7 protein-coding genes are annotated in these 12,984 nt (G+C 55.1%); 4 read left to right on the forward strand and 3 right to left on the reverse strand.

The window, feature by feature from the left end:
- Positions 1-12 precede the first annotated feature (12 nt).
- Positions 13-2,658, forward strand: a complete 2,646-nt coding sequence (locus tag BMY01_RS02780; RefSeq protein WP_074744538.1) for a c-type cytochrome — start codon at positions 13-15, stop codon at positions 2,656-2,658.
- A 178-nt stretch (positions 2,659-2,836) separates the two neighbouring features.
- A complete protein-coding gene (locus BMY01_RS02785; protein WP_254772578.1) occupies positions 2,837-4,819 on the forward strand; it encodes a GMC family oxidoreductase in 1,983 nt (660 codons plus the stop codon).
- Positions 4,820-4,910: 91 nt separating this feature from the next.
- On the opposite strand, the gene BMY01_RS02790 is transcribed toward BMY01_RS02785, so the two are convergent.
- Together BMY01_RS02790 and BMY01_RS02795 are read right to left on the reverse strand one after the other, a co-directional pair.
- On the reverse strand, positions 4,911-6,638 hold the full coding sequence (locus BMY01_RS02790; RefSeq protein ID WP_074744117.1) for a hypothetical protein: 1,728 nt from the start codon (positions 6,636-6,638) through the stop codon (positions 4,911-4,913).
- Positions 6,639-6,640: 2 nt separating this feature from the next.
- Positions 6,641-7,666, reverse strand: a complete 1,026-nt coding sequence (locus BMY01_RS02795) for a hypothetical protein (RefSeq protein ID WP_074744119.1) — start codon at positions 7,664-7,666, stop codon at positions 6,641-6,643.
- 169 nt (positions 7,667-7,835) lie between these two features.
- Here BMY01_RS02795 and BMY01_RS02800 point away from each other — a divergent pair, with 169 nt between their 5' ends.
- On the forward strand, positions 7,836-8,354 hold the full coding sequence (locus tag BMY01_RS02800) for a DUF3617 domain-containing protein (protein WP_074744121.1): 519 nt from the start codon (positions 7,836-7,838) through the stop codon (positions 8,352-8,354).
- 59 nt (positions 8,355-8,413) lie between these two features.
- Here the strand turns inward: BMY01_RS02800 and mpl are convergent, their stop codons facing one another.
- Positions 8,414-9,784: a UDP-N-acetylmuramate:L-alanyl-gamma-D-glutamyl-meso-diaminopimelate ligase gene (mpl, locus tag BMY01_RS02805; RefSeq protein ID WP_074744122.1), complete on the reverse strand. Its 1,371-nt coding sequence runs from the start codon at positions 9,782-9,784 to the stop codon at positions 8,414-8,416.
- 380 nt (positions 9,785-10,164) lie between these two features.
- Here mpl and BMY01_RS02810 point away from each other — a divergent pair, with 380 nt between their 5' ends.
- Positions 10,165-12,954 carry an LPS-assembly protein LptD gene (locus BMY01_RS02810; protein WP_074744124.1) on the forward strand — a complete coding sequence of 930 codons (2,790 nt, stop codon included), beginning with the start codon at positions 10,165-10,167 and terminating at the stop codon, positions 12,952-12,954.
- Positions 12,955-12,984: the final 30 nt, after the last annotated feature.

The following is a 12,984-nucleotide window of genomic DNA, read 5'->3' on the forward strand; positions in this document are numbered from 1 at the left end:
GGAGGCTGCCACATGAAGTCCAAAAGAGTTGCCATCACTCTCATTGCAATGGGGTTGACTACATTGCTTATCGGCTGCGCCTACAAGCGCCCGCCCTGGATTGCAACCGAATGTGTCGAAGGTCCGTTTACGAAGGCAGGCGCAGTGAAGGACGAGGCACAATGCGCGAATCGATCAGCAGAGAGCTTCCCCGGCGCGGACGAAGATTACTTCAAGGACATGGACTATGGGATCAGCCAAGACCCGCAGAAGGTTGTCGCCACGCTGGAACCGTTTGTTCCCGGTATTTCCCGCGTTCCGCAAGAAGCTGTAAAAGCCATCGTCAGGGGCCGGAATAACTGGATAGTCTGGACAGGCGGCGATGACAAGTTCTGGGACCATCTCAATATCAACAGCCAGGGCAGCTTCGATCTCCTGAAGGTTCTTTCAAATCATCCGCACCTCATGAAAAATCCGGGATATAGCCGGGATAATCGATGGTACTGGTTCGGTCTTGTCAATGAACCGTGCTTCAGGAAAAATGTGGATGCACAGGGCAATCCGTTGGGACGTGCGGACCGCTTTGGCCTGTATCTCGACGTGCGCGATCCAAATTGCGCGCGCGACCCGTTCGAGAATGAAGAGAAATACCCTGGCGTAAAGATCGGGGCGCGCGGCAAGACAGTGCCGATCGGGTCCTACTACGGATATGCGAGCGGGATTGTAGGATTGCGATTGTTTCCCAATCCCGATTTCGATGAAGCCGCAAAAAAGCGCTGGGACCCGGAAAGATATTATACCGATCCGTCCTACTACAACGATGCCAATCTGGTGAAGCCCTACCGGGTCGGGATGTCGTGCGGATTCTGCCATGTAGGCCCGAACCCTTCCAATCCGCCGAAGGATCCGGAGAACCCGCAATGGGCCAATCTTAATTCCAATCCCGGCGCACAATATTTCTGGTTCGACCGGATATTCGCCTATGAGGCCGACAAGAACAGCTTCGCCTATCAGTTCCTCAGTACCAATCGCCCCGGCGCCCTGGATACTTCGCTCATTTCAACAGACTACATGAACAATCCGCGCAGCATGAATGGGGTATATAACCTGGGCGCACGGATGAAGAATGCGTTGCGCTCTGGCAGGGAGCAACTGACGGGTGATGAGCTGAACAATAAGCAGTTTAATGATTATCGGGAGATATCTTCCGAAAGTCCGCTGAGAAGGTTCTTCGAAAAATCGGGCGCGGTGTTCACCCCACGGGTGCTCAAGGATGGAGCAGATTCCGTGGGCGCGCTCGGCGCCTTTAACCGCGTTTTCGTAAATATCGGACTTTTCAGCGAGGAGTGGCTTCAGCATATCAATCCACTGATCGGCGGCAAGCCGTTCACGCCGTTCCCGATCGCCACTGCCAACAAGAATTCCAGCTATTGGCGGGCAACGGAAAACCAGACTCTGGATACATCGCTGTTTTTCCTCGCAGCCAGCCGGCCGGATTATCTGGCGGAAGCGCCGGGAGGCCAGCGTCATCTAACCGCTGATGCGGCCACTCTGAAACGCGGCAAGGAAGTATTTGCGGAGAACTGCGCCGGCTGCCACTCGAGCAAGCTGCCGGAGAAAGCGGTGAAATTCTTCCCCAATAACGGTTGCGTCGGGTCTGATTACCTGAGTTGCTGGAACCAGTACTGGAACTGGACAAAGACCGACGAATTCAGGCAGGAGATGAAAGAAATCGTTCTGAAGGAGGATTTTCTTGCTGACAATTATCTTTCTACCGAGTTGCGTGTTCCTGTCACTCTCCTTGAAACGAATATTTGCGCTTCCCTTGCAACCAACGCACTCAAGGGCGATACCTGGGATAATTTCTCCTCCACCTCGTACAAAGAATTGCCCTCCGTGGGAAGCGCGCTGATTCACCATCCCGTGACACGGGAGCCGCGCTCCTATCCCATGCCTGACGGTGGCCGCGGGTATATCCGACCGCCTTCGCTTGCGAGCCTCTGGTCCTCGGCGCCCTTCCTGTTGAATAACACTCTAGGCAAATTCTATCCCTCAGGGGCTGTTGAAGACAGGATGAAATCCTTTTATAGCGGGATAGAGCAATTGCTCTGGCCGGAAAAACGCTACTGCGACCAGGAAGACCTGTATGCGGGAGGTTACTATGCGGAAAAGAATTATGGGGATCAGGAACGAACAAGTTGCGAAAGCCGCACTTATGTCACTCGCTCGGGCAAGGAAGTGCCCGGCATCATCGACCGAACCTGGGCGAGAAGCTGGCTGCTGATACCGGAGGGTTATCTGCCCTGGTATGTCAGATTGCCGATCCATGACGGCGTGTTGAATCTGGGGCCCATACCGGAGGGCACACCCGTGAGCCTTCTGTCCAATCTGGACCTCGAAAAAAGAGGCGGCGAAGTCAAGACGCTGCTGAAGACACTCAAAGGTCATCTGGGGGATTTGATCGCCGCCAAGGTAACGCCCGACCGGATCACAGATGCGGAATTACGCAAGGTCTATTCTGATCTGGTCGATCCCCTGCTCGGCGTAAGCAAATGTCCGGACTTCGTGGTCAACCGAGGTCACTACTTTGGAACCGATTATCTGCCGGGAGACGAAGGGCGGCGGGGACTGGGTGATAGCGACAAACGCGCATTGATCGAATTCCTGAAAACGATGTGACGCACCACGCGAGGGATCACCTCCAGAATCACCGCTCCCCTCGGGGGAGCGGTGCGAATTCTAATTCTTATTGCAAAACGGAGGACAAACCGAAGGGAAGTTGCAGCCAAACCGGCGGAAACTTTTCCTTTATAATGATTTTTGCGACTCTTCGCAGAAAAATACTATTGGTTTCGCCTTGATCTCCCGACGCAGTTTTGTCAAGCTCAGCGCCCTGCTGGTATCCGGTGCAAGCACCTTTCTTGCCAGTTGCTCTACCCTTCTCTGGAAGGGTACCTCGCGACCCTTTGCCCCCCTGAATTGTCCGTCCGTTGCAGGGAACAAATTCGATTACGTCATCATCGGTTCCGGAGCGGGCGGAGGTCCACTCGCCTGCAACCTCGCGTTGAAAGGTTTCCGCGTACTGCTGCTGGAGGCGGGGGGAGAAGACGATCCCTGCGAATATTACGTTCCCGCCTTTCATGCGCGTGCCTCGGAGCACGAGGCTCTGCGTTGGGACTTCTTTGTGCGTCACTACGCGGATGACGAGCAGCAGAGACAGGATGACAAGTTCGTTCCGGAACAGAACGGCGTGCTATACCCGCGCTCCGGCACCCTCGGGGGATGTACCGCGCACAATGCAATGCTGCTGATCTATCCTCACAATAGCGACTGGGACTATATCGCCGAAAAGACCGGGGATGAATCCTGGCGCAGTGAGAACATGCACAAGTATTTCAAGCGCATGGAGCGCTGCGAATATGCCAGCCGGGCTGAGGAACCGAATAGCAAACACGGGTTTGAAGGCTGGCTTCCAACAAATCTGGCAGAGCGGGAAATGCTGCTGAGGGACAAAGTCCTGAGGAAGCTTTCAAAAGCCGCGCTCGAGGAATCGCTAAGCAGCATTGTCAATCCCATCAAGCGGACCTTGCTCAAGATAAAAACCCATGGTGATCCCAACGATTGGCGTTTTATCCGGAGAAAGCCAGAAGGCTTATGCAAGATACCGATCACCACCGGTCAGGGGCGGCGGGCTGGAGCCCGCGAGTACATATTGCGCGTTCGCGAGCAGTGCCCCAATTTTCTCGAAGTCAGGACTCATGCGCTCGCGAAGCGTATCCTGCTCGATGAACAGAACAAGGCCTATGGAGTGGAGTATATTTCCGGCGCCCATCAATACCGTGCGGATCCACAGCATGGAGCAGCAGCCCCAGGGATCGTGGAAACCGTGCTTGCAGAACGGGAGGTGATTGTTTCCGCGGGCGCATTCAATACACCCCAGTTGCTCAAGCTCTCCGGCATCGGTCCTCGGGAAGAACTGGAGTGCCATGGCATCGCGGTAAAAGTAGATTTGCCAGGGGTGGGAGAAAATCTGCAAGACCGTTATGAACTGGGCGTGGTTACCCGGCTCAGGGAAAACATCCCCCTGATCAAAGGAATGAAACTCCGCTGTCCCGCCCCGGGCGAGGCGCCTGATTCCCAGTTCAGCCAGTGGCTTCAGGGCGTTGGACCGTACACAACGAACGGTGCAACGATCGCGCTCATGAAGCGCTCGTTTCCCGAACGCCCGGATCCCGATTTATTCATTTTCGGGCTGATCGGGGATTTCCGGGGATATTATCCGGGTTATGCCAATAACATTGCCAGGACAGAAAACGCCTTTACCTGGGCCATCCTCAAGGGGCACACCGCTAATACAGCCGGGCGGGTCACGCTCCGATCCGCCGATCCGCGCGATGTACCGGACATAAACTTTCATTATTTCTCGGAAGGCACGAACGCTGGAGAAGACATGGAATCGCTTGTCGCCGGAGTGGAAACAGTGCGCAATATCATTAGACTATCCTCAGATGTAATCGAGGAGGAGGTTTTGCCTGGGCCGGAAGTCAAGAGTCGCGAAGATATACGGCGTTTTATCGAAAACCAGGCGTGGGGACACCATGCCTCCTGTACTTGTAAAATGGGCGCTGCCACTGATCCCATGGCCGTCGTCGACAGTCGGTTTCGCGTTTATGGCACCCGGAATCTGCGTATTGTGGATGCTTCCGTTTTCCCCAAAATACCCGGGTTTTTCATCGCTTCATCCGTCTACATGATCAGTGAAAAAGCATGCGACGTGATCAGCGAAGATGCGGAGAGGTGCGAGTTTGATAACGGTTTCATATCTTCAGCCTCCCCTTGATCGTGCCCTCTCCCCTGTCCCCTCTCTCAAGCTAGGGAGGAGAAACCTTAACGATGGAAAATCGGGAAGCGGCTTGCTGCTCCGCCGCTTCTCAGTCTCTGGTTGGGAGCGGAAAAAGAAGCCGGCCCTCGGTTTCGTCCAGATTTTGAAGAACAGGATGCGCCTCCATCAGACGCCGCCGCTCGACCAGTAATCCATACAGCCGCTCAAGCTCGGCTTTCCTCCCGTTGCTCCCGTTGGCCGCCGGATCGAGCGCTGCCTGGATGCGCTCGACATAGGCTTTTACCCGCTTTTCCAACTCCGCCACTGCATCGGGCGAGGCAAGCAGTTTGCGGAACTCGTCCACATTTGTACCGGGATCAGGGCCACCCTGGCCGATCCTGGAGATCACTTCCTGGGTGAGGAAATCCTTCTCAGGATCTCGTTGTACAGTTAATGGATCTGTACCCCTCGGTACCGGAATGAACTCGAACTCATCCGGGACGAATTTGAGCAATTCCGCACGCGCGCTGGAAAAAACAGGCTTCTCCAGATCGACCGCGAGTACAGCGGCGACGAAATGGGGCGTCACAACGCCGAGTTGCAGCGCCTGATCGACAAGATCGTTTTCGACGAAGCCGGGTTCCGGTACAAACCATGCAAAGTGCGTATCCCCGCGCACTCCGTCCAACAGGAGATTAAACTTCTCCACCAAGTCTTTATTCTCCTGCTGGCTAAGTTTGAAGGTAGAGAAGCGGTTTGCATCGATCAGCTTGAGCCCGCCCAGACCTCCGGTGCCGCCGCCTGCGATCAACTGGACGTTAAGAAAGAATGATGCCGGGATTTGTATATTGGATCTGGGGAGGAAGTCGGTAGCGCGTCCAAAAGGAGGCAAGCCCGAAGTATTACGGGATGAAATCAGGTTGATTTCGGTTGTCTGAAAGAGAGGCCGCAGCAGGCGAGTGCCTTCCAGTACTGTCATTGTGCCAGCGGGAGAAATCGACGGGCTCCCGCTCGCATTCTGCCTCAAAACTGCGTTGAGGCGCGACCGGTTGAATCGCTTGAAGGAGGGAATGAGGAAATCGGTTTCCAGCTTATCTGCCATAGAAAGTCGCATGAAAGGAGAGGTGTTGGCTGCCGGCCATTTGTCCGGACGAGGGGAGGCGGGGTCGAGATAGTCTGCGAAGAAGCTTCCTCCTACGCCCGCATGCCAGTTGTTCCAGGGAAAAAACAGTTCTTTCATGATCGGTGCTCCACTGACATGGCAGCGCAGGCAAGTTCCTGCCCGCTCCCGCGTTGTCAGCAAGTCCGCTTTTTCCGAAGAACCGCGAAATTTCCAGACCATGCCGCCCCGCGATGACCCTGCGGCATCCAGTTTGTAATAGTTATATCGTCCGCGTTTATCGTCCCAGCCCCAGGCCTCGATCTCGGCTTCCTTAGGGAAACCATTCGGACCAAAGGAGACAGATAACATGACGTTGCCTTTGAGCGTCTCCCCGGCATTCGCGCCGTCGAATGCGACCACCGCCCGGCGGGTTCCAGTTTTCGCGGCTTGCACGATACGTTCGCTGACAATGAAGAGGTGACGGTTGGCAGTGTTGGGCTGTATCGCATCCTGCACATCCGCGAGCGTGACCCTGTCGGCCTTGTCCTTGAGCAGGAGCTTGAAGACCGGATCACCGAGTCCCGCAATTTCCACTGCGGTCATTACCTGGGGCTTGTCCCCGTTCCGGAGTTGCTTGAGTTGCAGCGCGTTTGGTGGGGCTTGGGCATGACCAAAGCTGGACGCAATGGTCGCGTATATAGCGAGAGCAGGAAGAATGCAGTTGAAAAGTGGCATGATCAATGCGGGCCGCGGGAGCTGGATTCGGTACCAGTGCGAGCCCATTCCGGAAGCACCGAGGTGGGAGCTGCGAGAAGATCGGCGGCAACCTTCAGTTTGCGCGAGACTTGCGCTCCGGTTATCAAAGCATTCCCATCCACAGTCATACCGGCCGCAACTGATAACACCGCTCTACGCCCATTCCGGCTTATGACCCAGCTTTCCTGATTTTGAGCGGGATCATTGATGTCTATTTCGCGATCATTGATTCTCCACACGCCATCCAGCTTCACAATCCGTACGCCTGCCGGATCACGCAGGCTCAATCCGAGATTTCCTCTCACACTCCGCTGGGCTGTGCTGCACAAAACAGGATCGGAACTCCGTTCCGGGCCACAGGCGGGTTCTACAAGCGAACAGGTATTTTCAGGTGTGCCACGCGTGGTCGGGACGCTGCATGCCCCGAGCAGATTAAACAGTGCCCTGAGCGTGTTGAACTGCTGTGTCAGGCAAAGTATGCCTTTTTCTCCGTTATTCCATGGGTTTTCCGGCAGTCGGGCGCGGAAGGTGCGGGCGCGGGCCAACGCTGAGCTGGATGCAGGATTGAACCCAGAGCCGAACAACTCAGCTGCTGTCGGGTTTGCGCGCGGCAAGACATCCTGGATTACGGCAACCAGCTGGTCAAGCCCGAGTGCAGCAAATGCTTCAAAGTATTCCGGGAATTCTGTCGTAAATGTTACTCGTGTCAGACCGCCCTGGCCTGTCTCCGTCCGCCACTCGACGTACTCGTCTTGGTTCTGGAAGCGGTCCCGGTCAATAGCGGCATCGGTTCCCCGCGCGGTGATAGGAAACGCAGCCCAGTCCACACTCACCTGCTGGGGCGACTGGCTACCGGTTAACTGATCGAAAGCTTCGAGCCAGGTAAAACCGGAATTGGGCTGACGCGCAAATTCGTCGTATAACCCCTGCAGCCGCTGCCGGAAAGTGGTTGACGCGGCATCGTTATTAATAAAATCGCGACCCGCCGGATCTGAGTAGGGAAACATATCAACCTCATCGCATTTTTGCTCGTTTCACAGTGGAAACCACAGTGAAAGTGGGTCCCCACGACCTCAGTCTAGTACATAAACCTTACACTTTCCGTATATGAGCTCCTAAGTTGCAGACTGGTATAATCAATAGGTTGATATCTGAAGAACCGAGCTGAAAGATTCGATGCGAAAAATCCTTCCATCACTACTGTTATTCATGGTTTCGGTGGGCTATGCGGCAGAACCCCCCATAAGGCCCGGCTTATGGGAAATAACGACGACGTCGATGCTATTGGCCCTGGTGCCACGGATTCCGCCTGAACAAATGCAGCAGCTGACGAATCTGGCGAAGCAATATGGACTGGATTTACCGCAAATCGAGAATGGAGCGGCCACCTCCAGAATCTGCATCACTCAGGAAATGGCGGATCAGGAGATTCCTTCCTATTTGCACGTTCACGAAGCGGGATGCAGCATCAAGAATGCCATCCGCACCGAGAATGACTACAAGATGGATCTCGTCTGCACCAATCCTCAATTGCAGGGCAAGGGGCGAGCCGAGGGTTCGTTTACGACACCGGAAAGTTTCTCGGGATGGACCGTGTTTACCGGCACAATGCAAAACACTCCCGTCAATGAGCACGCGGATACTACGGGACGCTGGCTCAGCGCGAATTGCGGCAAGGTAAAATCACCGCAGTGATTGTCAATCCGGTTCCTGTCCTGCCATATCTGTCTGCCTGACTGGCGGCAGCTTAACCCTTACCCACTGGCAACTTCGTCTGCTGCAACTGCAGCCATCCTTTTGAGGAGTTTTTCGTGAATACCCCCGAAACCGGCATTGCTCATGACGAGTACATGGTCGCCTGGTTGGGCGTATGCCGTAATCGCGGCTATCAATTGTTCCAGCTCTTCAAAGGCAACCGCTTTTTCGCCCAGCGGAAGCAGCGCTTGTGGCAAATCCCAGCCCAGGTTGGCGGCGTAGCAGAACACCACGTCCGCCCCTGTCAGGCTGTCTGCCAGACTTTCTTTCCACACGCCCATTTTCATGGTATTCGAGCGTGGCTCAAGCACGGCAATGATGCGCGCTTCCTTCACCCTGCTGCGCAATCCATCGATCGTTGTCCGAATCGCTGTCGGGTGATGGGCAAAATCGTCATAGACCGTGATGTCCCTCGTTACGCCCCTTACTTCCATGCGGCGCTTGACATTCCTGAATTCCGCCAGTGCGGCAATGCCTGTCTTTACCGGTACACCGGCGTGACGAGCAGCAGCCAGTGCGGCGAGTGCATTCATCCGGTTGTGCTTTCCCAGCAATTCCCATAGCAGCGTTCCCTGAGATTCACCCAAAAAGGATACGGCAACTGCACCATCCGTGAGGACGTTTGCCTCCCACCCGTTAGCGACGCCTATCCTTTCGACGGGTGTCCAGCATCCCTTCCGCAAGACCCGCTCCAGATTCTCTTCCTGGCCATTGCTGATGATAAGACCCTTGCCGGGAACGACACGCACGAGATGGTGAAACTGCTGCTCGATCTCCTCCAGATTCCTGAAAATATCTGCATGATCGTATTCCAGGTTATTGAGAATGGCTGTTCTTGGATGAAAATGGACAAACTTGGAACGCTTGTCAAAAAAAGCCGTGTCGTATTCATCGGCTTCAATGACGAAAAAACCGGAAACCCCCAATCTGGCCGAGATTCCGAAGTTCTGTGGTATGCCGCCAATGAGGAATCCGGGTTCCATTCCGGCATATTCGAGAATCCACGCCAGCATGGAACTGGTTGTGGTTTTGCCATGCGTCCCCGCGACCGCAAGCACCCATTTGTCCCGCAGGACATTTTCCGAAAGCCATTGAGGACCGGAAATATAGGGCAGGTTGCGGTCCAGAATCTCTTCCATGAGGGGATTGCCGCGGCTCACCACATTCCCTATTACGAACAGGTCAGGATTCAGCCTGGTTTGTTCCGGGGAAAATCCTTCGATCAACTCGATACCCCGCGATTTCAATTGCGTACTCATTGGGGGATAGACTCCCGCATCGCAACCGGTAACCTTGTGACCCGCTTCCTGTGCGATTGCCGCAATGCCTCCCATGAATGTGCCGCAGATGCCAAGGATATGAATATGCAAAGCTTGCTCCTGATGTATATAAAATGAATTACGCGTCCGCCTGCTTGCGGCTAAAATATCCCCGCCCGATATGCCCGCCCGGAATTGGCCCGTTCCATCCTGTCAGCGTGCTTCGATTGTTCGTTCGACCTCTTCCCTGCTGGCTTGTCACTCTTTTTTGTTACACTTACAGCTTTTGTTTGTTTGCAGTCCACTACTGATGCCGGTTGAGCGTCGGACTGCACGCAGGAGCAGCTTCCATTTGCACGGGTGGCGCCCCCCTATTCCGCGCCCCATGCTTCCATACAGCAGCTTCCATACGGTGACGCGAGACTTATGAGCTTGAAAATAGGCATTCATCCATTTCCGGATGATATCGTTTTCAGGTTGAAGAACTTTACATGAAATTGCGTTTTATCCGTTCCGCTGGCTGGTTGTTTTTGCTGTTTTGCCTTGCCTGCAATGCGCATGCCGATCTGCCGTCTCTTTCTTCAAAGCCAGAGCAGGGACGCCCAGCCCCTTCTGGGGAGGGTGACGATAAGCCGGTGGTTATCGATACGGAAAGCATCGGGGGCCATCATGAATACGAGTCAGACACCAGAAACGAGAGTGAATTACGCAGTCGCTCGACCATTTCAACTGATCAGATAAAAAAACCCAATCAAAAAGCGGGCCGCACCGCTAAAGATACGCCGCCCGGGCCTCAGCAGAACTATACACCATCCCCCGCAATAAAAACCGGCTCCCGGGCAGGCACCTCAGCCCAGGAATCGGAGAAGGCGGAAAATATGGTTTTACCAGGTGGCGTGGAACGCCTTCCCGGACCTGTCGTGGAAGAAGGAGAGCCCAGGCTGCGCACCAGGACTCAGTCCGCGCCGGGCAGTTTATCCGCGCAAAAGCGCGGGGAGAAGTCCGCGAGGACACCTGCAGCGGCAGAAGCAGACCAGGACAGACCGGGGTTTGCAGAAGGCGAGCGCATTGGAGGGCACAGGGAAGAAGCAGGCGACGCAAAGCTGCGTCTTGCCGGCGAGGCTGAACCCGAGGCAATCGAGCAAAAACTGGCAGAAGTTGAAGCGGAAACGGACAAACAGCCCCCCGTGTTCGTCGTTGCGGATCGCTTGCAAGGCCACGTGGAGGAGGAAATCGAAGCGATAGGCAAGGCGGAACTGTCTGCCGGCGCTCAGTTTATTTCCGCCGAGCGGATGAAATACAACCAGGGCACCAACGATGCCGAGGCCCAAGGCAACGTTCGTGTGGAAAAGGAAGGTGACATACTGGAAGGATCCGATCTCAAATTCAATCTGCTGAGCAAAACCGGCCAGTTAAGCGAGCCCAGCTATCGTTTGAAGGATGCGAGCAGCCGCGGTTATGCGGGCATGCTCCTGTTTGAAGGCGAGAACCAGTACCGCCTGCAGAAGGCCAATTACACCACCTGCCCTGTGGGAGACGACAGTTGGGTTCTCCAGGTGACCGACCTGAAGCTCGACAATGACAAGAAAGTGGGCACCGCCAAAAATGTGAAGCTCACCTTCAAGGAGGTGCCGATACTGTATACCCCTTGGATGAATTTCTCATACAGCGGCGAGCGCAAATCAGGATTGCTGGCGCCGACCTACGGCACCGGCAGCAGGACCGGTCTTGAACTGGCTCTGCCCTTCTACTGGAACATCGCGCCCAACTATGACGCCACGTTCTCCGCACGCATGATGTCGAAGCGCGGCCTAGCGATCAACAACGAATTTCGCTTTCTGGGCCAAAACTCGAGCAGCAACCTGCTCGCCGACATCGTGCCTCATGACCTGGATACGCAAACGACGCGGTGGCGCACGTCGTTCTGGCACAATCATTATCTGGGCGCTGGCTTTTCCGCTCGCCTGGATTACAACAGGGTGTCGGATGCAACCTATTTTCGCGACTTTGGCAACAACCTGAATCTCACATCCCGCACCAACCTGCTGCAGCAGGGACTGCTGTCTTACAATCGCGGGCTGGGAGATGACGGCACATTTAACGTAACCTCGCTTGTCCAGAGCTTCCAGACGATTCAGGACCCCCTGGCCACAATTGTCGTGCCTTACAAGCGCCTGCCGCAGGTGGGGTTGAACGCGAATAAACCGGACGTCTTCGGAACGGGAGTCGATGTCAATCTTTCTGGGAGTTGGACCAACTTCTCCCATCCCACTCTGGTCAACGGCCGCAGGATCGTGCTCTTCCCAAGCATGAGCTACCCTCTTCGCAATTCGTTCGGTTTCATCACGCCCAAGGTGGGCATGCACTACACCCGTTACAGCCTCGGGGAGGCTGCCGGCTTGTCCGATGAAAACCCCAGCCGCACCTTGCCGATATTCAGCCTCGACAGCGGCCTTGCCTTCGATCGCAAAATGTCCTTGGGCGGAGAAAGCTTTACGCAGACGCTTGAGCCGCGCGTTTTCTATGTTTACGTCCCATTCCGCGCGCAAGATCAGTTGCCGAATTTCGATTCCGCCAAGACTGACTTCAGCTTTGCCCAGATGCTGGCGGAAAACCGTTTCAGCGGGAGCGACCGTATCAATGATGCCAACCAGGTGACTTTTGCGCTGACGACCCGCCTGCTGGAATCCAGTACCGGGAGGGAGCGTTTGCGCTTGGCTGTCGGGCATCAATTAAGCTTTATCGATCGCCGGATCACATTGGAGACCCCACAAACCATCGATCGCCGACCTGATTTTATTGCCGCAGTGTCGGGTTTTCTTACACCCACCATCAGTACCGACACCAGCTTCCAGTTTGACCAGACGCGCCTCCTGGCGGATGTGGTCCGCTCGGGTGTGAGCTATCGTCCGGAGCCGGGTCGCGTGTTGAATTTCGGTTACCGTTTTACCCGCGATGTGCTGCATCAGGTGGATGCTTCCAGCCAATGGCGATGGTCGGAAAGATGGCAAACGGTGGCCCGCCTGAATTACTCGTTACAGGATAAGAGAATTCTGGAAGGGCTGGCAGGAGTTGAGTATAATGCCTGCTGCTGGTCGTTGCGGTTTGTGCTTCAGCATTTGACCCTTGCTACGCAGAAATCGACCACAGCGGCTTTTTTGCAACTTGAGTTGAACGGCCTGATGCAAATCGGATCGAACCCGTTGACCGTATTGCAACGCAGCATTCCCGGGTATATCAGGACGGGTAGCCAGGGAAGCGGCTTGATAGAAGGGCCATAGCACCTCGCATCTATCACTGTTCGCACGTCA

Source organism: Nitrosospira multiformis (assembly GCF_900110185.1).
Lineage (GTDB): Bacteria > Pseudomonadota > Gammaproteobacteria > Burkholderiales > Nitrosomonadaceae > Nitrosospira > Nitrosospira multiformis_A.